Annotated in this window: 21 protein-coding genes and 1 pseudogene; 17 read left to right on the top strand and 5 right to left on the bottom strand. The window is 46.9% G+C overall.

All coding sequences use genetic code 11. The features are described 5' to 3' along the window. Positions 1–533: 533 nt before the first annotated feature. Positions 534–662, bottom strand: coding sequence for a hypothetical protein (locus AC6RNO_RS35615; RefSeq protein ID WP_488437970.1), 129 nt, complete (start codon positions 660–662; stop codon positions 534–536). A gap of 1435 nt (positions 663–2097) precedes the next feature. Here AC6RNO_RS35615 and AC6RNO_RS35610 point away from each other — a divergent pair. From AC6RNO_RS35610 to AC6RNO_RS35590, 5 genes and pseudogenes are all read left to right on the top strand, one after another. Next, positions 2098–2964 (top strand): annotated as a pseudogene (locus AC6RNO_RS35610) (IS1595 family transposase). A gap of 100 nt (positions 2965–3064) precedes the next feature. Further along, positions 3065–3916 carry a hypothetical protein gene (locus AC6RNO_RS35605; protein WP_497108325.1) on the top strand — a complete coding sequence of 284 codons (852 nt, stop codon included), beginning with the start codon at positions 3065–3067 and terminating at the stop codon, positions 3914–3916. Positions 3917–4461: 545 nt separating this feature from the next. Next, on the top strand, positions 4462–5247 hold the full coding sequence (locus AC6RNO_RS35600) for a DODA-type extradiol aromatic ring-opening family dioxygenase (RefSeq protein WP_497108324.1): 786 nt from the start codon (positions 4462–4464) through the stop codon (positions 5245–5247). Then, on the top strand, positions 5244–6212 hold the full coding sequence (locus AC6RNO_RS35595; protein WP_497108323.1) for a WYL domain-containing protein: 969 nt from the start codon (positions 5244–5246) through the stop codon (positions 6210–6212). Before AC6RNO_RS35600 ends, AC6RNO_RS35595 begins: the two co-directional genes overlap by 4 nt. Positions 6213–6435: 223 nt before the next feature. Next, the gene (locus tag AC6RNO_RS35590) at positions 6436–6972 is read left to right on the top strand and encodes a DinB family protein (protein ID WP_497108322.1); all 537 of its coding nucleotides are present in this window, start codon (positions 6436–6438) and stop codon (positions 6970–6972) included. 305 nt (positions 6973–7277) lie between these two features. Here AC6RNO_RS35590 and AC6RNO_RS35585 read toward each other — a convergent pair whose 3' ends face one another. Then, entirely contained in the window at positions 7278–7706 is a 429-nt protein-coding gene (locus AC6RNO_RS35585) for a DCC1-like thiol-disulfide oxidoreductase family protein (RefSeq protein WP_497108321.1), read from the bottom strand. A gap of 341 nt (positions 7707–8047) precedes the next feature. Here AC6RNO_RS35585 and AC6RNO_RS35580 point away from each other — a divergent pair, with 341 nt between their 5' ends. After that, entirely contained in the window at positions 8048–9118 is a 1071-nt protein-coding gene (locus tag AC6RNO_RS35580) for a DUF3048 domain-containing protein (protein WP_497108320.1), read from the top strand. An 82-nt stretch (positions 9119–9200) separates the two neighbouring features. Here the strand turns inward: AC6RNO_RS35580 and AC6RNO_RS35575 are convergent, their stop codons facing one another. Beyond that, positions 9201–9752 (bottom strand): aminotransferase, encoded by a 552-nt coding sequence (locus AC6RNO_RS35575; RefSeq protein ID WP_497108319.1) that lies wholly within the window; start codon positions 9750–9752, stop codon positions 9201–9203. A gap of 236 nt (positions 9753–9988) precedes the next feature. On the opposite strand from AC6RNO_RS35575, the gene AC6RNO_RS35570 reads away from it, so the two are divergent. The 4 genes from AC6RNO_RS35570 (at position 9989) to rlmD (ending at position 14155) form a co-directional block, all read left to right on the top strand. Beyond that, complete coding sequence (locus tag AC6RNO_RS35570) at positions 9989–10279, top strand: YerC/YecD family TrpR-related protein (protein ID WP_474684595.1); 291 nt, start codon at positions 9989–9991, stop codon at positions 10277–10279. 233 nt (positions 10280–10512) lie between these two features. After that, entirely contained in the window at positions 10513–11286 is a 774-nt protein-coding gene (locus tag AC6RNO_RS35565) for a sirohydrochlorin chelatase (protein ID WP_488437978.1), read from the top strand. Between the two features lie 10 nt (positions 11287–11296). Further along, positions 11297–12295 (top strand): diacylglycerol kinase, encoded by a 999-nt coding sequence (locus tag AC6RNO_RS35560; RefSeq protein WP_497108318.1) that lies wholly within the window; start codon positions 11297–11299, stop codon positions 12293–12295. 213 nt (positions 12296–12508) lie between these two features. Further along, positions 12509–14155: a 23S rRNA (uracil(1939)-C(5))-methyltransferase RlmD gene (gene rlmD / locus AC6RNO_RS35555; protein WP_497108317.1), complete on the top strand. Its 1647-nt coding sequence runs from the start codon at positions 12509–12511 to the stop codon at positions 14153–14155. A gap of 839 nt (positions 14156–14994) precedes the next feature. On the opposite strand, the gene AC6RNO_RS35550 is transcribed toward rlmD, so the two are convergent. Then, the gene (locus AC6RNO_RS35550) at positions 14995–15399 is read right to left on the bottom strand and encodes a hypothetical protein (protein ID WP_497108316.1); all 405 of its coding nucleotides are present in this window, start codon (positions 15397–15399) and stop codon (positions 14995–14997) included. Positions 15400–15565: 166 nt separating this feature from the next. On the opposite strand from AC6RNO_RS35550, the gene AC6RNO_RS35545 reads away from it, so the two are divergent. The 6 genes from AC6RNO_RS35545 (at position 15566) to AC6RNO_RS35520 (ending at position 19770) form a co-directional block, all read left to right on the top strand. Then, the gene (locus AC6RNO_RS35545; protein WP_497108315.1) at positions 15566–15964 is read left to right on the top strand and encodes a hypothetical protein; all 399 of its coding nucleotides are present in this window, start codon (positions 15566–15568) and stop codon (positions 15962–15964) included. 181 nt (positions 15965–16145) lie between these two features. Then, complete coding sequence (locus AC6RNO_RS35540; RefSeq protein ID WP_497108314.1) at positions 16146–16982, top strand: hypothetical protein; 837 nt, start codon at positions 16146–16148, stop codon at positions 16980–16982. A gap of 627 nt (positions 16983–17609) precedes the next feature. Beyond that, a complete protein-coding gene (locus AC6RNO_RS35535) occupies positions 17610–18302 on the top strand; it encodes a hypothetical protein (RefSeq protein WP_497108313.1) in 693 nt (230 codons plus the stop codon). Beyond that, positions 18292–18924 (top strand): ATP-binding cassette domain-containing protein, encoded by a 633-nt coding sequence (locus tag AC6RNO_RS35530; RefSeq protein WP_497108312.1) that lies wholly within the window; start codon positions 18292–18294, stop codon positions 18922–18924. Before AC6RNO_RS35535 ends, AC6RNO_RS35530 begins: the two co-directional genes overlap by 11 nt. A 98-nt stretch (positions 18925–19022) precedes the next feature. After that, positions 19023–19241: a recombinase zinc beta ribbon domain-containing protein gene (locus AC6RNO_RS35525; protein ID WP_497108326.1), complete on the top strand. Its 219-nt coding sequence runs from the start codon at positions 19023–19025 to the stop codon at positions 19239–19241. Then, on the top strand, positions 19156–19770 hold the full coding sequence (locus tag AC6RNO_RS35520) for a hypothetical protein (protein ID WP_497108311.1): 615 nt from the start codon (positions 19156–19158) through the stop codon (positions 19768–19770). Before AC6RNO_RS35525 ends, AC6RNO_RS35520 begins: the two co-directional genes overlap by 86 nt. Positions 19771–19832: 62 nt before the next feature. On the opposite strand, the gene AC6RNO_RS35515 is transcribed toward AC6RNO_RS35520, so the two are convergent. Beyond that, entirely contained in the window at positions 19833–20132 is a 300-nt protein-coding gene (locus AC6RNO_RS35515; protein WP_497108310.1) for a hypothetical protein, read from the bottom strand. Between the two features lie 584 nt (positions 20133–20716). Here AC6RNO_RS35515 and AC6RNO_RS35510 point away from each other — a divergent pair. After that, the gene (locus AC6RNO_RS35510; RefSeq protein ID WP_497108309.1) at positions 20717–21031 is read left to right on the top strand and encodes a DNA cytosine methyltransferase; all 315 of its coding nucleotides are present in this window, start codon (positions 20717–20719) and stop codon (positions 21029–21031) included. Positions 21032–21112: the final 81 nt, after the last annotated feature.

Raw genomic sequence — 21112 nt, 5'->3', positions numbered from 1 at the left:
TAAAGCATAGACACACCGCGCTTTCCATGGAATACTCACAAGAATATTATACCATATTAACGCGGTGAATTGGTGGATTCATAAGACTTTCTCAACAGCCTGACTTTTGCAGGTTTTCACCTTGCCAAGCCGCCTTGCGCCCACCACTTCAGCGCTACAACTCATGCAGGAGAGGGATGGATTGGGGAAGAGCAGCTGTGCCTCCGTTGTTCCTCTAACCCATCACTTGAGCAACAATCTGATGTTTACAGAAAAGTTACAATCACCACTCCGGCTGTCGCCTACGTTACACTTGGCAGGTTTTCTACGTCTTATAGCGAAGCGCCCCTCAACAATGTACGTTTTCTCAACAGCCTGACATCTGCGGGTATTTTTCTTGCCAGGCGCTCATCCGGGTTTAAAAAGATGTACATGTGCAGGTTTTCTGTGTGCGATGTGGTTGACCACCGTCGCGTGACGCTGCACCGTACGTCAGGAGATGCGCGCGGTTGCCAGTGATGCTTTAGCGGACAAGTTTTGCGGCAGCGCGAAATTCATTTGTCACTGCTGCCGGTCAGCAGTTTGTCTTTGTTTTTATACACGAAATATATCGCCAAGCACACCCCTGCGATCAAGGCAATCGATATCCAGTGACGTGCGATCCAGCTCCAAAATGTATCCATCCGCTGCCTCCCCGAAACCTAATCCAAATCCAAACCCGAATCCCGACCTGAGCCCAAATCCATATCCGAAACGAACCCAAATCCTGACCAAGGCCTGAATCCATATACGAACACCAGTCAGAATTAACCTATGCATAGTGTGAGCAGAACGAAGCGTTTTCATGCAGATGGGTATGGATAATTTCGGCCATTCAAGGGTATCGCCAGCAGAATGACGGAAAACCCACGCTGAGACATTATCTGGAATTTTGTATTGCCCCTAGTTAACGTTATCTAAAATTGTGTTTAGAAACCCCTTGATCATCAAGGGATTGTACAGCGAAGACATGTAAACAACGTATTCGCCTTGACAATGAGCCTCGCTGCATCGGATTCTAAACACGTGTGCCGATGCAACAGTAAAGATAATTAGCGAAAATATAAGCTAATCTCTTATTTTCGCGTCCTTGTATTTGATTACCGGAGAGGGGTGGTTATAACTTATCTTGTTTGATAGTTATTTTTGGGTTCCGTTTGATTGAAATATTTAATGGTCCCATACAGGAGATAGGTGTGCCATTTTGATCGGTGAGACCTTGTTTGGTATTGTTTAACGGTACGGGTGGAGTGGCCGCGGAGCTCTTCACTAACAAAAATAATAAAGGCGCTTCAGAAGGTAGACCCCTCTGTGAGCGCCGCGGAATTCTGGTGAGTATTTGTCGTACTATTGTATGACGGACTGGCCATTTTTTGCTATTTGAGCCTAGCTGGGGTTGTGCCAAAATTTTGACCGTTTTATACGCTAGGCATTAAAGGACATTCGGCTTAGAGTAGGAAAAGTCCGCTGTTCATGAGTCTAAACGTCCCTTAGCGAATATTTTGGTTAAAATGTTGGCGGTCGCCCTAGCTGCTTCGTCGCTTCAGCTGAAGCTAATCTAGCGACGAATGTGGGACAAACGAATTATGCCTATCTACTTCCCAGAAGCCAAAAAAATAACTAGCGTGGGCCAAGATGTATTGTACGGGCGGGATGGCTTTTGTTTTTTTATCCCGGTGCTGGCGGAACGCTTATCGAGCCGTCTGAGTGCCGAATAACATTTTCGGTGCAGTATGTGGTTCCGTTAGTCGGAGAATCTGGAATAGCATCCTTAATGCACACAGGTTTTTGGTTTGAAATAGCAACGACGCCTGATTTAATGTGCTCCCCATCATCTGAAGAGGCTACGGTTGTAATGCAATTGAATAGAACAGTACCAATTATCAGCATCATACTTGATAAAAAAACCAGTCTCGTTGTACTCAGCATGAACTCTCCCTCCTCTCTTGAAAGTGACGCTTCTCTTAATTAACGATAACCTAAATGTTTCTATATTTCAAATTCTACCCATAGAATCCCATAAATATTTATATTTATATTTGTATTAGATTACACCAATAATTACATTAATATTTTTTAATTATCCAGTTAGCTCAGTTAGATCAGGAGGAAGCTTGCCATCAGCATTTGTTCAAGATGAAATGGCCTGACGGATATCGCTGCCCGAAATGCCAGCACCGGAAGGTTTACGAAATTAAGACTCGTAATTTACCTCTTTACGAGTGTACGGGTTGCCAACACCAAACAACCGTGATCGCCGGAACGATTTTCGAAAAGACAAGAATGGATTTGGTCAAATGGTTTTGGGCCGTATACTTGATCGCCCAAGACAAACGTGGCGTCTCGGCTACTTACTTATCCGACGAACTCGGCATTGTCTATCAGACTGCCTGGACGATTCAGCTCAAAGTTCGTAAGGCGAGCCTATACTCTTGCTGGCATCGTAGAACTCGACGAAGCTTTTTTCGGAGCGCCCACGGAAGGCGGTAAACGCGGGTGCGGCACCGAACAAACTACCGTGCTTGTAGCTTTATCCTAGACAAGAAGGGCTGCCCCAAATACCTAAAGATGCAGGTCATTCCTGACATCAAAGGAACGACGCTCACTGACTTTGCAACTACGTACATTGAAGCCGGATCAACAATTCCCAGCGATAGATATCGTTCTTACCAAGCTTTGGCCAAAAATGGCTTCCACCATGAAGCCAGAAAGTACGAACTGAAAGAAAATCCAGATCATCTAAAGTGGCTCCACACGATCATCTCAAATACGAAAGCTTTTATTGGTGGTACCTACCACGGCTTAGATCCTAAGCACCTTCAAGCGTATCTGGATGAGTTTTGTTATCGATTCAACCGTCGCGAGGTCAAGAGCGAGTTATTCAACAGACTAGTTCATTGTTGCCTTTCGTCTACGACGATTGCCTATCCTGAGCTAGTTGGATAATCAAAATATTTTTTTATCCAAAAAAAGGATTTTAATTGCCTGGTGTAGAATGAAATATATGTAAAAAATACAAGTAATTGAAAAGGAGAGAATCGAAGGTATGAAAAAAATGTTCGCTATGGTTTCGGCAATCGCTCTGGCTTCTACTGTTTTTGCTGGAGTATCAAGTGCTGCTGAAATTAACAATGACTCTGCAACCGAAAAGGCAATTACGATTTCAACGGTAGAAAAATCGGAAAAAGCAGCTTTAAAGGCTGCGAATGATTATTTCCAAAATATCGTAAATCAAAGCGTTGCAGGTACTGCAGACGGCATCCCTCTGAAAAGCTTTAAGATTGTATCGAAGGACGCTTCGGATGTAGACAATGTCAAGTTATCGGTTGAATTGACATATGAGGAGTTCGGTACACTTCCTGTTACACCGTACAGCGTGATTAATAATAACGGAACTTATAAAGTAAAAGAAGAATCCATTACCTATAATTTGGTTCCGGGTTCCGATCAATACGGGACTGTAGAGGTAGGCAAAGCTCAGGTTGACAAGACTGCTGGTAGTAGCGCGAATAAACAAGCTTCTACGGTATTTTCAAGTTCTATTCCCGGCTCATACTATCTCAATGATGCACCTGGATACGGTCTGTTTACGTACTTCTCTGGGCAGTCCTTTGCAACTACTCAAAGTAATGTTTCCATTATGGGATGGCAAGTAATTTCGCCATCTTCCCCAAGCAAAACTAACTTGAAGGTGAAGTATGGCATTGCTGCTAAATTATCTGGTCAAACTTCCTTTGTACAATTGGGTATTAGTGAAAGTTTTGATGGAGAGTATCCTAGCAGTGGCACTTGGCTAACAGCAAAACTCTCTAACATTCCTTGGGGTGTTAATCGTTGCATATTTGTACAAACTGGTGGATCGGCCACCGCGTATCTTTCGGGAAATGCATATGAGTAAGAAATAAAAGTAAGTAAGGGATCGCCTCTTCTTCACTCCTCAATTTTGAGGATTCAAGAAAGGAGTGATCCTTTTTTATTTGTTGTTCGTTTGCCATTTGCAATGTTAGAAACCTTATCAGAACGGAAACAGCGAATACATCCGAGTGTATGTTGAAATTGGTAGCAAGGACAACAATCCTTAGAGTATAAAAAAACGCCAAGCCTGGCGTATCCGAAGGCTTAGCGTATATTTTTTAGCGTTAAAATGTTGGCGGGGAGACCCCTATTAAGTAATTGTCAAGAAAAATGCCGAAGTTCCTTAGCGTAAGGGATTCGGCATTTTTTATGGTAAATAATATCTTAGCGTGGGTTTTACGTCATTCTGCTGGCGGGACCCCATTCAGGGAACGAAAGGTTTAGATCGCCCCGATTCGCTATAATTCAAGCAGCTTGCGGGTCAGGCCCTTTGCCGTTTTCGTCCGCTGCCTCATCGGCCTAATGAAATCGCGAATAAAGTAAGTTATGATAGAGGAAAATCAGGATTGAGCATAAGGGGGTTGGGCGATGCTGCCTTCTTTTTTTATAGCGCACGGGGAGCCGGGCTTGGCTAACGAGCAAAACGCGTATACCGATTTTTTGCAAAAGCTGGCTGGACGCCTGCCGCGGCCCGAGGCGATTGTCGTGTTCAGCGCCCATTGGGAAAGCGGCGTGCAGCGGATCGGTGCGGCGGCCCGGCCGGAGACGATGCACGATTTTACCGGATTTCCGCAGGAGCTGTATCAAATCCGCTATCCTGCCGCGGGGAGCCTGCCGCTCAGCCTGGAAATACAGAGCCTGTTCGAGAACGAGGGCATCGCTTGCGGGCTGGACGACCGAAGGGATCTGGATCACGGGGTCTGGTCGCCGCTCCGCATCATGTACCCGGATGCGTCGATTCCGGTCGTGGCGCTGTCGGTGAACCCGAATCTCGCGCCGGAGGAACATTACCGGATCGGCCGGGCCATATCGGGGCTCAGGGAGCGGCAGGTGCTGATCCTGGGAAGCGGCGGCACGGTGCACAATTTGCGCAGGTTGGATCGAAAAAACAACTCCCCGCAGCGATGGGCGCTGGAGTTCGACGAATGGCTGGCTGAACAGTTGGAGACGTGGAATCTGGAAGCGCTGTTCGACTATGCGCAGCGAGCTCCTTGGGCCCGCGAGGCGGTGCCGACGGAGGAGCATCTGGCGCCTCTGCTGCTGGCGTTAGGCGCGGCGGAACCTGCACGCAGGGCGAAGCTGCTGCACCAAAGCTTGCAGATGGACACGCTGAGCCTGAGCTGCTGGATGTTCGGGGCGGAGGAACGGCGATGAACCGGACCGATCGGATGCTGGCCATCGTCCTTGAGCTGCAGCGTCGTGGAACAGTGCGCGCCGAAGATTTGGCGGCGCTGTTCGAAACGAGCGTAAGAACGATTTATCGCGATATGCAGGCTCTCAGCGAAGCCGGGGTGCCTGTCGTCGGGGCGACCGGACAAGGTTATTCGCTGATGGAGGGCTATTTTCTGCCTCCGCTTACTTTCAGCAGCGATGAAGCGGCGGTTATGCTGCTGGGCAGCGATTTGGTGATGAACCACCTGGACATGCAGTACCGCCGGCACGCCGAGTCGTCGAAGGGCAAGATGGAGGAGGTGCTGCCTGCCCGCGTTCGCGAAGAAGTGGAGCTGCTGCGCTCCCGGATGCGCTTCCTCCCGATAAGGCCGCTGCACAAAGATGCGGCCCTAAGCGAAATCATGCATGGGCTGAGGCAAGCGATTGCCGGCTGCCACCGCGTCAGCTTCCGCTATTACAAAAAAGCGCCCGGAGCCGCGGAACGGGTCAGAAGCGACCGCGAGGCCGATCCGTACGGGCTCGTCTTCAATGCGACCGCATGGGTGCTTGTCGCTTACTGTCATCTCCGGCAGGAGATACGCCATTTTCGGCTCGACCGGATGCGGGACTTGAAAGTTTTGGACGAGGCGTTTGCGCTGCCGGCCGATTTCAATCTGCGGGAATATACGATGGCGGATGACCGCAGTCTGAGTGTGAAGGTGCTGTTCCCGTCAACGCTGTTCGAAAGGCTGAAAGAGAGCCGCTGCTTCTACTCCGAGCACATGGAACAGACGGCGGAGGGGATTTTGGTTACGCTGCGGGCCAGACAGGAGGAGGACGTGCTGGAGTGGATTCTTGGCTGGGGCCACCTCGCCCGGGTGCTGGAGCCGGCGTCTTTGGCGTACCGGGTACGGGATGAGGCTCTCAAAATGGTTGCGGTCTATGAGGAAGCGGCGGAAGGGCCATAGCGGGAAGCCGCGTAAGTCTTGGATGTCCGCGTCTGCGAGGCTCTCAGGCGGGAATATGCCCCGTGAGTCTGGCGGGGCGTGGTTTATCGGACAGATTCCAATGTGGTTGACCTCCGTCATGCGACGCCGCACTGCGTGCCGGGCCTTTTTCGTTACTGACATAACGGTGTCAGTAACGATCTGCTATATTAGAAGAAACTTGATTCTAAAGGAGCAGATACTTATGATGAACACTCAACAAATTGTGGCAAGCTTGGAGCAAACGATCGGCGATTACATCCGGGATCTGGACGGGTACCGCGAGGAGGATTTTTTGGCTAACCCCAGTGAAACGAACTGGTCGCTCGGTCAAATGTATGTGCATCTGCTGGGGGCCGCCTTTTACATGCAGCTAAGAAATGTCGAGCTTTGCAAAAGCGAGGACGCGCAAACCTCCGAGGGGAAAACAGATGTCGGCCAAATGATATTCGAGCAGGGAAGTATGCCGAACGTCGATATTAAGGTGCCGCCGTCAGCGCAATATACGCCCGCCAATCCGCAAAGCAAAGCGGAAGTCCGCGAGCAGCTGCTGCGGCTGGTCGATGAGCTGAAGCGGGTCGAACTGACGCTGCAAGCCGTTCCGCAGGACCGCAAAGTAGCGCATCCGCGCTTCGGGTATTTGAACGCGGCGGAATGGTTCGCGCTAATCGAAATGCATTTCCGCCATCATCTGCGGCAAAAAGCCAAAATAGAAAAAAACCTGGGGCTGCAAGCCTCCTAGAAGGAGCGCACGCATCTGTCCGATAGAGCTATCCCAGTCGATCCGAACCGGAGCGGCCACCCGAATGACAAGGGTGCCGTTTCCGGTTTTTTTACCACATAAGAATGTTTAAGTTCTTTACAGCGCTAAAGCGTGAAGAACAGCATTCTTATTGGCGAACAAACCTACCTCTAAACGCGGCCCTCACATCTTCGAAAGACCTCGATAGGGGTTTTATCTCAGTAGATAAGAAAGTATATGTTTTATACTTTTGCTTCGCATCTACCTTGATAAACGCGCTCGTCCTAGAAGGACGACGGGGTCGTTTATCCTTGTTCCAAAAAGCGGTGCTTGTATTCCGGCTTGGGCAGCATGCACTGCTCGCTTTGGCCGAACCAGCGGTACCGGTTGCGCGCAATCCAGTTATAGACGGCGTTCCGCACTGCCGGAGGCACGGCAATCGCCGCATAGGCAAGCGGCCACGCTCCGCGGAGCCCGCGGGCGATGCGCAGCGCGGCTGCAGATTGCGTGTAGGCGCGGTCTTTTTCAATCAGCACGATCGAGCTGATCCTATCCGCCGGCAGCCCATGCTCCTGCAAAAGCCGCTGACCGGCGGGAGATTGCAGGGACGCAAAACGAAACTTGCCCCTCGGGTCGTTGCGCAGGATGAACTGTACGGCTCCGCTGCACAGATTGCATACCCCGTCAAACAAAATAACGGACGCCGGGCCGGTATCGCCTGTTCGGGTAACCATGAAGGAAGCCTCCTTGAACGCGAATGGTGAAGGTGAATAAGCTGTAACAAAACTATAGCATATCCGGCTTTCGCACGGAACGAAAAGCTTGGCGGGAACGCCGTGCAGACGGGCATTGTCCCCTCTGAATCTCCAATCGCGAAAAAGGGTTCTTCCACACGCGCCGCGAACTAGTAATTCATGTAAAAAATAGTATGGAAGTCTTCTAAATGTCCTCTTGCCAGAATAAGAATAGCTAAGAGTCTGTTCGATGAACCCGGTAGAAGGCAAACGTATGCAAAACGCGCAAAGTACCTCCGTCGGACAAACTTCCGAAGAACGAGTAGGAGAGGTGCAGCCCTATGAAACTATTAAAATTACGCCCACCCCGCATTCGCGTCTGGCTGATCCTCGGATGTGCGGCTATCGCCTTATCCGGCTGCGGCGGCGCGTCGTCCGGTTCCCCGGCGACCGGCGTCAAGCCTGCGGAAACAACCGCGGTCTCCGCGTCGTCCGAGCCTGCTTCCGCAGCTGTGGAATCGTCGCCGGCCCCGTTCAGGTTCCCGCTGACCGGCTTGCCGAGCGAAGCTGAAGTGAAGAGCAGACCCTTCATGGTCATGGTCGAAAATTCGCCGCAAGCAAGGCCGCAGACCGGACTGGATCAGGCGGATATCGTGTATGAAATATTGGCGGAAGGCGAGATCACGAGATTCGTTTCGGTTTTCCAGAGCCACGAAGCGAAAACGATCGGCCCTGTGCGCAGCATCCGCCCTTATTTTGTGGAAATCGGAGATATGCTTGACGCCGTTATCGTCCATGCAGGCTGGAGCCAGGACGCGATGAACATACTCGCGGGGCGCAAGATGGCGCATCTTGACGAGGTTTACGGCGACGGCGCCTTTTATTGGCGCGATTCCGAACGCAAAGCTCCGCACAATTTGTATACCTCCACGGATAAAATGAAGGAAGGCTCCGAGGCGCGCAGCTTTCGCAAGGAATGGAACGGCCCGCTGCTCGCTTTTGCCAGGGACGGTCAAAGCAGGCTTACGGGTCCGGCCGTCTCGCGCATTCGGATTCCCTATATTTCGGGATACGTCGTTTCTTACGAATACAGCGCCTCTGAGGGCGTATACAAGCGAAGCATGGACGGCAAGCCGCATCTGGACAAAGAAACCGGCAAGCAGTTGCAAACGACGAACCTGCTCGTGCTGGAAAGCAAACACCGCATAGTGGATAAAGAAGGGCGGCGCGAAGTCGATGTGTTCGGTCCCGGCAAAGGCATCATTCTCCAGCAAGGCAAATCCCAGGAGATCGTTTGGGAACGCAAAAACGGCATGATCCGCGCATTTGCGGACGGGAAGGAAGTGCCGCTGCTGCCGGGCAACACATGGATTCAATTCGTGCCCGAAGGCTCGGCGCTCCAAACGGAGTAGGCGCTGCAAAGGCGAAAGCCGCCCTGCCGGCAGCATGCATGCCAAGCGGGGCGGCTTATCGTATTGGCCGAAGAGGGCCGTTTTATCTGCGGGTGCGTCCGGAACCGCCGGATTTTCTGCGGCTGGAGCCGGATTTCTTGCGGCGCTTGCGCTTGCGTGACCGGCCAGAATCGGAATCGGTAGATTTGGCAGCCTTGCCGATCGAATTAAAAAGCACTTTTAACATCGGCGCCATTTGTTGAAAGCTGTTTACGAATTTTTGGACTTTGCCCATCGTGCCGATGATGCCTTCAATTCCGCCCATGCGTTCTACTAAGCCTTGGATTTGCTTGAAATTAATGCCGCTGAGCGGATTGCCGGAACCTCCGCCTCCGCCGAACAAGCCTCCGCCTCCGCCCCCGCCGCCAAACAAACCTCCGCCGCCTCCGCCTCCGCCTCCGCCAAATAACCCCCCGCCCCCGCCTCCGCCTTGAAACGGGCCTGGAAGATTGCCGCCAGGTGGGAAACCGCCAAACGGAGCGCCTCCGCCAGGGCCGGGATAAGGTCCCCCGAAGCCATCGCCGATTTGGGGTGGGGCAAAGCTTCTGGTATACGCCTCGGGGCCATTTCCATTCATTGGTCTTTGTGTGTTCACAGTGGATTCACGATCCTTTTTATCAAGTTTTTCTAATACAGGATATGTCACTTGCCTACCGTTGGTATGGACGAATGTCACGGGTATTGTGATTTGTAACAATTTAGCCCATTAACGCATAGAAATTTTAACGTTTTGCAAACCTAAAGGAAGGAATTATGGGAGGAGTGTCGAAACATACAACAGAGCTTGCTAAACTCATAAGCTACGACGACGTTCTTCCGGGAGTTGATAACATGCAGTTGAAAAAACTAAATGATAAGGCGATCGACCAGCTTTTTGAAGCGATTCTTACGCTCAAAGATATAGAGGAGTGCTACGTTTTTTTTGATGATTTGTGTACCGTGAACGAAATTCAATCGCTGTCCCAGCGCCTTGAAGTGGCACGCATGCTGCGCAAAGGCTGTACGTATAACCAGATCGAAGCGGAGACAGGTGCGAGTACGGCGACCATATCCCGTGTAAAACGCTGTCTGAACTACGGGAATGACGGCTACGTAATGACGCTGGACCGGCTGGACCGTTAAAAGCTAACCGCTAACAGGCGGCGTCCGTCCCGGGCCCGAATGAACAAATAACAAACCGTCCTGCTTTGCCTAGCGCCGAGCAGGGCTTTTTCACAGATAGGTCGCCTAATAATTGGAAATAACCGAAAAGTCCCATTTTTGATGTGGGACTATTTTCATGCTCAATTGACATGGGGGGACCATTTCGATAGCATAAGAATAATGGTAGTGTCCGGAACGGTGGGAAGAGTGCGATGAACAAATACGGTGTGCTTGTAATCAGCCATGGTTCCCGGGACGAGGATTGGGTCAGACTTGTAGATGACGCGGTGTCGGGGGTCTCGCTGCCCGGCGGTATTCCGGTCTATGCCTCGTATTTGGAACTGGTCGAAGGGCGTCTGATTCAGGACGGTATTTACAGTCTGGAAGCCGCAGGCGTCACGGATATTATAGTCGTTCCCTTGTTCGTGTCCTCAGGGAGCACACATATTGATGAGATCAGCTATGCGCTGGGCGTCATTCCGGAGCCGATCCTTGCGACCGATATGGAGCTTTTCGATATAAAAGCCAGAATCCGTCTCGCATCGCCGATCGACGATGATCCGGTGATTGCCGATATTGTTTACGACAAAATCGCCGGGCTCAGCGTCAATCCCGAACAGGAAATCGTGCTGCTGGTAGGCCACGGCAGTGTGGAAAAAAATTTTCATCTCAAATGGCGCCAAGGGCTGGAAAAGCTGGCCGGGCGGCTGAAGACGATCGGCGGCTTCGATGAAGCGGATGTGGCGATGCTTCTGCCCGATCAGGTGAAGCGCAAAATGACGCGGTGGGCCCAAAGGAAGCCCGGCCATACGGTTATCGTGGCCCCACTGTTTTTGAGCGAAGGATATTTTACGCGGAATGTGATTCCTTCCCGAATGGAAGGGTTCGAATACAGATACAACGGACGGGCGCTCCTGCCCAGTCCCCTTATTTCCAGATGGATTGAGAAGCAAGCCGCTTCTCAAATAACAATTGCGAACGGGTGATGAGTGCGTAATGGTTAAAAGGGCAAGACTGATCTATAATCCGACTTCCGGACGCGAGGAAATGCGAAAACGGCTGCCGGAAATCCTTCAGCGGTTGGAGCGCGGAGGGCTTGAAACCTCGACGCACGCGACGATCGGCGAAGGCGATGCGACACTAGCGGCCGCCGAGGCGGTAGCCCGCGGCTTCGACGTCATCATCGCGGCGGGCGGGGACGGCACGCTGTGCGAGGTCGTAAGCGGAATGGCCGAGAAAAACCATCGGCCCGCCCTCGGCATTTTGCCGCTCGGGACGACAAACGATTTTGCCAGAGCGCTGAATATCCCCAAAAACTGGGAGCAAGCGTGCGATCTGATCGTCAGGCAGTACACGCGGGACATTGACGTAGGCAAGATCAACAACCGCTATTTTATCAACATCGCAGGGGGAGGCTCCCTGACGGAACTGACTTACGAAGTGCCCAGCAAGCTGAAAACGATGATCGGCCAGCTCGCTTATTATATGAAAGGGCTCGAAAAGCTGCCCAGACTGCGGCCTATCGAGCTGTTTGTCAAAACAGCCGAAACCGAGCTGCACGAAGAAGCGATGATGTTCCTTGTCGCTAACAGCAACTCTGTCGGCGGCTTTGAAAAGCTGTCGCCCGACGCCAGCCTGAACGACGGCCTGTTCGATGTCATCATTTTGCGCAAATGCAATCTCGCCGAATTCATCCGCGTCGTGACGCTGGCGCTGCGGGGCGAACATTTGAGCGATCCAAACGTGATCTATTTTCAGACGAGCCATATCGAAATCAATTCGCCGGACTACGTCCAGCTTAACCTGGACGGAGAGTTCGGCGGCACGCTGCCGTGCGTCATGACCAATCTGAAAAGCCACCTGCAAATCATCGTCGATGAGTCCGGCCAGTCGATCTACAAAAAGACGCTGCTCAACACGCTGACCGCGCCGTTTCAGTTGAAAGGAATCGGTCAAGCCGACGAGGACGTTGAGCATGGCGATGTGAGAGACTAGGGGGCGGCCGCCGTGCAGCGCCGCAACGTCGCGGGGAGAGGTGCGCGCTTGCCTGGCGGCATGTAAGTACCGTGTGCCGACGATGTACGCGGCGTTCCGCCGGATTCCCGGCACGGGGCAAAATTCATAGACACCGCAATCCGCACATTCCGCCCATGGTGAGCATGGCGCAGGTCTGGAGCGGGCGGTGACGGGTATAAAAGCGAGGGTATTATGACTGTTAAAAAAAATACCGGTAAACATAAAAATCGCGGCGGAACGGCTGCTGCAGGCCGCGGGCCGGGTGCAGGCAAACGCGCCGCGGCGACGGATCTGCCCGTGCAAAAAGGGCAGCAATACGAGGCTGAGATCATTGGGATCAGCCATGACGGGGAAGGGGTAGGCCGTGTGAACGGCTTTACCCTTTTTGTCGGCGGCGCGCTTCCGGGTGAGCGGGCGCTGGTGCGGGTCGAGCACCTGAAGAAGCAGTACGGTTACGCCTCGCTGCTGCAGGTGCTGGAAGAAAGTCCGGATCGGGTCCGGCCGGACTGCGGCATTTACGACCAGTGCGGCGGCTGCCAGTTGCAGCACTTGAGCTACGAGGCGCAGCTGCGCGTCAAGCGCCGGCAGGTTGTGGACAACCTGCAGCGCATCGGCAAGCTGCAGGTGTTGGGCGAACCGCCGATTGGCGAAGCCGCGGGTTCGGAGCGGGCGGACGAGGCGGCGGGTCTGGAGCAAGCGATCGGCGAAGCTCCGGCACCGGAGCGGGTAGGCGAGGCCGCCGATTCCGGTGTGGTCGCGGGCTCGGGCTCTGGCGTTTCCGCGGCGAGCCGGCGTGCGGAGCAGGGCGTTATCGTCCATCCGACGATCGGCATGAAAAACCCCTGGCGCTACCGGAACAAAGCGCAGGTTCCTTTTGGCGAAGAGCAAGGCGGCTTGATCGGCGGTTTTTACGCGCAGGGCAGCCACCGCATTATCGATATGGATACATGCTTGATCCAGCATGAGGCAAACGACGAAGTCGTTGCCCGCGTGAAGGAAATCGGGACGCGTCTCGGAATCAGCGCCTATCGGGAAGAACTGCATGCCGGACTGCTCCGCCACGTCGTCGTTAAAGTCGGCTACCGTACGGGCGACATCATGGTCGTGTTGGTGACCAATGGTTTTGAAATTCCTCGTGCGGACGAGTGGGTAGCCGGCATCCGGGCAACCGTGCCCGGCGTTGCAAGTATTTGTCATAACGTCAATATGAAGCGGACGAACGTTATTTTTGGGGATGAAACCCGCGTCCTGTGGGGCAGCGAGGTCATCTACGACTACATCGGCGACGTGAAATTTGCCATTTCCGCACGATCGTTCTTTCAAGTCAACCCCGTACAAACGGAAGTGCTGTACGGGAAAGCTTTGGAATACGCCGCATTGACCGGCGGCGAGACAGTCGTCGATGCCTATTGCGGCATCGGCACGATCTCCCTGTTCCTGGCGCAGCGCGCGGGACAGGTGTACGGCGTCGAGATCGTCGAAGAGGCGATCTCCGATGCACGTAAGAATGCCGCGTTAAACGGCATGTCGAACGTGCACTTCCAGGCAGGACCGGCCGAGGTCGTCCTGCCCGAATGGACACGTCAGGGTGTCCGCCCTGACGTGATCGTCGTCGACCCGCCGCGCAAAGGCTGCGACCCCGCGCTGCTCGCGACGATCCTCGAGCTGCGTCCGCGGCGCGTCGTCTACGTGTCGTGCAGCGCATCGACACTAGCCCGCGACCTGCGCGTGCTCGAGGACGGCGGCTACACCGTCGCGGAAGTCCAGCCGGTGGATATGTTTCCGCATACGGTTCATGTGGAGAGTGTTTGTTCCTTGATTTATAAGGGGTTTGAGTGAGTGAATTGATTAACCCCCGTAATAAACTCGTGATATAACAAATAAACCTGTGACAAAAATCGAATAAAGCCGTGATAAAATTGGGGAAGGGATGAATAGAGAACTGGGAAAAACCAGATCCATCAAGCCGTTCCTCTGTTTTTCTACCAAGACATTATTCAGGTTATAATAAAGTCGTGATAGAAATAGTCGGGTCAAAAATCGGGGGGAATCACTGTTTTGTAGCATGAGCTTATTTATGAGGGAAACGGTGGAATGAGGGTTTGAGGGCTGTAAAATAGCAAGAGTTTATTAATTATGAACAGAAGGACAATTAAATCGGAGATGTATTGGCGTACAAAGTAAAGAGAGGCGGCTATTGATAGTCATCCATTGTTGTACTCCCACCCAGTGCCTAGCGAAACGTTCTTTGCATTTGCGCCAAAGTTAAGGGGTGTCATATCCGCCAGAAAATTCTACAAATATCCTTTGTACGCACAAGAAGCCCCTACCGTATCGGCGGGGCGAGAGTAGGGAGCGTGTGCTTCTATTATTAACATGAAGATGCTTAATATACCTAGTTCTCTATCAAATTAAAATGTTTTAGAATTGGTGGAACTGTCGGGTGAGCAGGACATTGCCGTTTCTGACGCCGAGAAAATGCAAACGCCAGTAACCAAAAAAGCAATGAAGGCTTTCGCGCCTTTGAAGGAATATATGGAGCGGCAGACGATATTGTTAAAACGAGTATAGAGTTATTTTGCGCCGGACAACTTTGAGTTTGTCCAGCTGATCTTATTGAGAGCTAAACTTTCAACCCTTAGGACTTAACTTCTAAAAACGATATATATGGATATGTGCTAAGAAGATGTATCTTTTTTCTTAATCTTATTTATTTCAAGGAATTCTTGAAGTTTCGTTGGGAAAATTTCATCTCCAAAACGAGAGGTTTCTTTTAGTTTTTTCCAAATACCAACACTGCTTTTGTCATTGGAATCATAACCTATAACAGACTCTAGTTTTGGAATGTTAAAATGTATTTTCTCAAAGGATGCTTCCGAAATCAATCTCCAATTCGTTGTTATCATAGAACGTTTGGTTTTATCGTTCAATGCTTCACCTTTGGAATTAAAAGCTTTAATATTGTCTAAGCCTTCGTTATAGAGAGGGCTTTTTTGTAACTCGTCGGTTGATGTAAAGGTGAGTTGTGAGACAAAATCTTGTTCAAAGTCAAAATCATTGATTACGAAATCTAAACAGCCCAAAACCCTTTCTTGATATGGTTTTATCTTCGCTCAAGAAAGTTAGTACCGAAAGTTCCGGTAGAAATTTTGGTAAAAATAGATAATTATTGACAAAAAAATGAAGTGAGTATACCATATTATATGGGTACCCAATATATAAAATAATGGAAATAATGGAGGGATGTTCATGAAGAAAAAAAGTAAATTTGCTATCGGAACTTTAGCATTTTCCATGTTGTTTGCAACATCTGCGTTTGCCGCAACAGCTACATTTAAAGGTAGCCTTCCTGCAAATCAAGGTGATACTGAGATAAGTACTGTAGCAAGAGCTAACGCTTCGGATGTGCTTAATCTTTTTTATATTAAAATATCAAAATTAGACACTGGATACTCAGCTGTTAGAGCGTGGACAGAGGGAAGTTGGGGAGGTAACTACTCCAGTCCATATAATGAAGCATCTTTAGGTCAAAATTGGATTAATTACACAATAACACCTAATAAGGGCAATAATGTTATATTAAACCTCGATAACCCTATTCAGACATCTTCGCAAGTTGCTGTTGAAGGTGAATGGAGTCCCAACTAGAAGAACTGACAGAGTTTTATACTTAGGTTTATGCTCCTAAATTCGATGCGTTTTACATAGGGGATGGGTTTTATATCCCCTATGTAAAACGCATTGTTCCTGTTATAAATATACTATCACCACTCACTTCAACTGACAAAGAAAAGCGACGAAGAATCAAAATACACTAGGGGGGTTGTATGTGAATTATTTTAAAATTGACATCAATAGATTGATAACAAGCAAGGCAGTAATAGTTGTAGTATTGCTACTGCTTGCTATTACAATAATTGATCCAATAACAGTATCTATGTACTTTTCTGAAGATATTAATTCTGCAGAGACAATTGGACAAAATCCATTTCAGTTTTGGATGTTAATGAATTCAGTAAGTTGGGGAAATAACTTATACAATATTATGTTTTGGATTATTGCCGTATTATTAACAGGTTTAATCTATTATGAAGATAAAAATACCTCTATGTATATGTATCAAATCATAAGAAAAGATAAAAAGCAGTATTTGATCTCAAAGTTTTTTTCAACGGGTTTGTTTTCGTTTGTTTTAATACTATTGGTTTTAGAAATTAATATTTTGGTGACCTACATGTTATTTCCTGATACGACCATTATTACAAATTATTACAATAGGTTAGTTCCACATGAAGGAAGCTTTGTGTATAAAGCATTTTTGTCTCAACCTATGAACATGATCCAAATCTATACTTTTTTGAATGCTCTTGCAATGTCAGTATTTGTTGTATTTTCACTTTGTATCAGTATGTTGTTTAATTTTTCGAATAGGTATGTTGCAATTTTAATTCCTGTAATTTTTCTGTACGGTATTACCTTTATTTTTGATTCATATCCAGTGCTTTTTGAATATAACATTCGAATGATTCTTCAACCAAGGGCCGTCAGTGCATTAACAACTATAATAACTTGGGAAGATGTAGTTGTGGTTATGGGGGGATGGTTATTAGTGAACTTAACATTAATAAGTGTTATATTTTTTAAATCAAGAGATTGCCATGAATAGATTTTTATTTTTGGGTTTTTTCACCATTTATATTGCGATATTCTCAATAACTTCTATATTAAAATTATCTATAGGTCATGATTGGTTTAATCAATGGTTTTTTGATAAATTTTTCGTGTTTCAATTTATTTCAGTAGTTATTATAGGACTGGTTATTGAAAGCAACTTTTTTCATAATTTATCCTACATAAGGATAGGAAGCAGAAAGGAAATATTCAGAAAAGAATTACTAAGATACTATAGACAAGGGTTTATATGCTTAAACATTATGTTTATATTTATTATACTTGGAGCACTGTTACTTCAAGAAAGTGGTTACATATTGCAGTTGATAGAATGGTATATAAGATATTTATTGGGAATTATAATTTTCATAAACATAATGTCCTGTTTGAAATGGTCAAACAACTTAATTTTGAGCAGATATTGCAAGTTAATTACTTTCATATGTATGGCTATTGAATTCTTAATACTTAAACCATATGTAAAGAAATTTTCTTCGTTTGATATCAACTTGTTATTTTCCTGGGTCTTTCATAGTGGATCAGAGAGCTATTTTTTTATGTTGATTTTGATTGTTCTTACTACATTATTAAATACTAAATTTAGCGATAAGAGGGATTTTATGTGATAAAAGTTTTTAAGAATATAAAGACTTCCTTTTTAACTATTTTTATAGGCATTCTTATTAGTTATGGATACCTAAAGATGATGGACAGTAGTGATCTTACTACTATGCTTCAAACTATTTTCGGAGGGAAGCCTTTAAATGGACTAATGTTAAAAGGTTTATTCATTATGATATTTTCATTATTACAATACATGAATATTGATTACATTGTTTTTTATATAGACAACTCGGATAGTTTGTCTGTTCGATACGGAGGTAAAAACAATTGGCTGAAAGCTCTAATAAAAGGTATTTTAGTAATCTCAGCGGCATTTGTGATATTGTTTTATTTTGTATGGTTACTTTTAGATATTGCATTGAGTTATTCTGAGGTGCATCAAGCATTAAATATAAATACTATTGTAGTTATAGGGAGAATTTATTTATTTTGTATCGTAACAATTCTAATTCAGATATGTTTATTACTGAAGCTGACGAAAACAAGCACCTATATGATAATGGGAGGTATTTCATTCTTTTTAGCTATGACTAGCCACTATCAGGGTGCATTTTTTAATATCTTGCCTCAATTCAATAGTCCTTCAATCACACTACTCAATGTTATTGTGAATATAGTCTTTGCTCTAATATTAGTGGTCCTTATTAAAAGAATAAATCGTAAGAAGGAGTTATCATCCTATGAAAATTGAAGTAATCAATTTCACCAAGTCTATTAGAAAAATTAAAGTTCTTGAGAATATAAATGTTCTCCTGAAAAGTGGTAACATTTACGGAATAGTAGGCAAAAATGGAAGTGGTAAAACAATGTTTTTGAGGATGATTGCTGGTTTGATACTGCCAACTTCTGGCGAAGTCAGAGTAGACGAAAAGGTATTAGGCAAAGATACTTCATTCCCTGATAACCTAGGAATATTACTTGAAAAACCAAGCTTTCTCCCACATCTTACAGGTTATGAAAATTTACAGATGTTGGCTAAAATTAGGAACATAACTAGCAATGAAGAGATTCAATCTTTTATGAACTTGTTTGATTTAGATTGGAAATCTCGAAAAAAGTTTAAGGAATATTCATTAGGAATGAAGCAGAAATTGGGAATCATTCAGGCCATGATGGAAAATCAACAAATTATCATATTAGATGAACCTTTTAATGCTTTGGATGAGAGTTCTGTCGAAACACTAAGGCAAGTGTTAGAAAAACTGAAATCAGAGGATAAGTTAATCGTGATGACATCGCATAATAAAGAAGATATTGAATTATTATGTGACTATACTTTTATGATCACTGCTGGGAAGATGATGGATTCATAAGAATTGGGAACTTGTTGGTTATATCGTTCCAATTCTCCCCTTTAAAAACAGCCCTTAATTGGGCTGCTCAGACTGTTGAGAAACCTCAACAGTCTAATATGAGCCAATTATCTCCAAAGAAATGTTCGAAGCTACAGAAAGAAAAAGAGCGCCGCGCCATGCTGAAAGGCAATATAATGGGCGAACGTAAAAAATACTCTAGCAAATATGCGCTGAGCAGCAAAGTGTTCTGTGGATGCTGCGGAGCCAATTTTAAAAGCCGAACATGGAACAGCAACAACACATCCAAAAAAGTCGTATGGCAATGCAGAACTTAATTCAACGAAGGCAAAGAAGCATGTGCTGCCAAGGCGGTTGATGAATATGTGCTGCAAGATGCATTTAATGCGACTGTTTAACCGAATGCATGAAAATAAAGATGGATTTATCCGAACACTCAAAGCGAATATTGAAACCATCCTGTCCAAGCGATCAGGCGATGAGCCCCTGCTTCTACTGGAGCAGAACATTGAGCAACTAAAAGCCGACCTCAAGGGATTGGTAAGATTGAAACTTCGAGATCAGATTGACGAGACGGTGTACAATGAAGAAAACGCTCGGATATCCCAAGAGTTGGATGAACTTCGTCAGAAGAAAGCCCTCCTTGAGAAAGACAACGATCAAAAGGCCCAAATTACACAGCGAATTAATGAAATTATACAAGTAATGAATGCGCGGCAGGATGTACTGGAACAATTTGACGATGCTCTATTCCATGCGCTAGTTGGGAAGATCACCCTTCTCTCGCCAGCGTATTTTGTTTTTACCCTGAAATGTGGACTGGAGATTGAGGAAGTCATTGAGTAACCTACAGTCTCAAGTATCCAACAACGACAGATGGCATGGGTTGATTCCATGCTGTTTGCTCGTTAAAATTCCAAACGATTCTTGTTCAGATAAAGATTTATTTCCTCCATCATCCCCATGCCATCCTTAACCCCTCTTACATACAGCCATTCCTTTTCAGCTGATTGCTGATATTGAACAGTCTCCTCCCATTCCAGTACTATCACTAAAGCAGATTCATCCACTTGGTTTTTCAAATCCATCAGTAATTTTGATGATTTCTCGATTAATGGAACAATGTGCTCCTGCTGCTCCACAATGAGCGATACATCATCAAACCTCTGACGCAAACCCTTTACAATCCATCCCGGCCAATCTTCCATGTGCCTCTCCCCTTCCCTTCTTCGAGCGTGTGTATGTTAACTCTGATGGGAGGGGATGGCAAGTTGTTTATGGATGCATTATTTTTCTTCTACAAATACCTTTTTTTCATCAGCCGACTGCTACTCTCCTATAGGCTGTGGTATAATCTTACTATTCCAGTAATTACAAGAATGCAATGTACAATCCTTTACAGAGTAAAATAACTGAGCGGTCAATTTCAAATGAATTGAAGTGAAGTGAGTAGGACGAGAGTAAACAAAACGGTTTATAAATTCTCTGATACCTATGTAGTGACAGGACGTTAAGATAATAAAAATTCCTTTTTTTGTAAGAAGCAAAAGAGCACTTAGAATGTACCTTGTACTGAAGCGCTAGGAGGCAAATCATTATGCTCAGTACGCTACAAGCTCGAATCGAGGAATCAATAGAAAACATTCGTTATATTAATTATGAGTATGCTGGTATGAACGAAATAAAATTCGCCTTTCATAATTAAAACTAGCGTACGTTATACATTATTGGGTTTAATGTCTGAGTAGAGATGCTATACCCTATGTACTACTTGGTTGGAGGATGTTTAATTTTGGAATACAAGGTAGTTGATTTATTTGCAGGAATAGGCGGTATGTCTAAAGGCTTTAAAGAGGCAGGGGCACAAGTGATTTGGGCAAATGAAATCGATAAGAAGGCTAGTGAAATATACAGAACCAATTTTCCGAATACTACGTTATCGAAAAAATATCTCTATGATGTTGGTATTGAACATTTACCCGAATTTGACATTCTAGCCGCAACATTACCTCCCCAAGAGTTCACTATAGTCAGGAACAATGGATTTTTTAGGGAAAAAAATTTGTTTGATCAAATAATAAATATGGTTCTTCCCAGTTTAGCATGACAATAAGCCGTCAATCCTTGTAATAGAACCCCGAAGGGAGATATCTGGGATGACGGAAAACGATATTTTTAATAGAGCTTT

The sequence above is a fragment of the Paenibacillus sp. sgz302190 genome (genome assembly GCF_059820445.1).
This window is presented reverse-complemented; position numbering and strand designations above follow the sequence as displayed.

Coding starts and splice junctions, on each gene's coding strand:
- AC6RNO_RS35615 (WP_488437970.1), bottom strand. CDS start 662: ATGGATACATTTTGGAGCTGGATCGCACGTCACTGGATATCGATTGCC.
- AC6RNO_RS35605 (WP_497108325.1), top strand. CDS start 3,065: ATGAAAAAAATGTTCGCTATGGTTTCGGCAATCGCTCTGGCTTCTACT.
- AC6RNO_RS35600 (WP_497108324.1), top strand. CDS start 4,462: ATGCTGCCTTCTTTTTTTATAGCGCACGGGGAGCCGGGCTTGGCTAAC.
- AC6RNO_RS35595 (WP_497108323.1), top strand. CDS start 5,244: ATGAACCGGACCGATCGGATGCTGGCCATCGTCCTTGAGCTGCAGCGT.
- AC6RNO_RS35590 (WP_497108322.1), top strand. CDS start 6,436: ATGATGAACACTCAACAAATTGTGGCAAGCTTGGAGCAAACGATCGGC.
- AC6RNO_RS35585 (WP_497108321.1), bottom strand. CDS start 7,706: ATGGTTACCCGAACAGGCGATACCGGCCCGGCGTCCGTTATTTTGTTT.
- AC6RNO_RS35580 (WP_497108320.1), top strand. CDS start 8,048: ATGAAACTATTAAAATTACGCCCACCCCGCATTCGCGTCTGGCTGATC.
- AC6RNO_RS35570 (WP_474684595.1), top strand. CDS start 9,989: ATGCAGTTGAAAAAACTAAATGATAAGGCGATCGACCAGCTTTTTGAA.
- AC6RNO_RS35565 (WP_488437978.1), top strand. CDS start 10,513: ATGAACAAATACGGTGTGCTTGTAATCAGCCATGGTTCCCGGGACGAG.
- AC6RNO_RS35560 (WP_497108318.1), top strand. CDS start 11,297: ATGGTTAAAAGGGCAAGACTGATCTATAATCCGACTTCCGGACGCGAG.
- rlmD (WP_497108317.1), top strand. CDS start 12,509: ATGACTGTTAAAAAAAATACCGGTAAACATAAAAATCGCGGCGGAACG.
- AC6RNO_RS35545 (WP_497108315.1), top strand. CDS start 15,566: ATGAAGAAAAAAAGTAAATTTGCTATCGGAACTTTAGCATTTTCCATG.
- AC6RNO_RS35530 (WP_497108312.1), top strand. CDS start 18,292: ATGAAAATTGAAGTAATCAATTTCACCAAGTCTATTAGAAAAATTAAA.
- AC6RNO_RS35525 (WP_497108326.1), top strand. CDS start 19,023: ATGAGCCAATTATCTCCAAAGAAATGTTCGAAGCTACAGAAAGAAAAA.
- AC6RNO_RS35515 (WP_497108310.1), bottom strand. CDS start 20,132: ATGGAAGATTGGCCGGGATGGATTGTAAAGGGTTTGCGTCAGAGGTTT.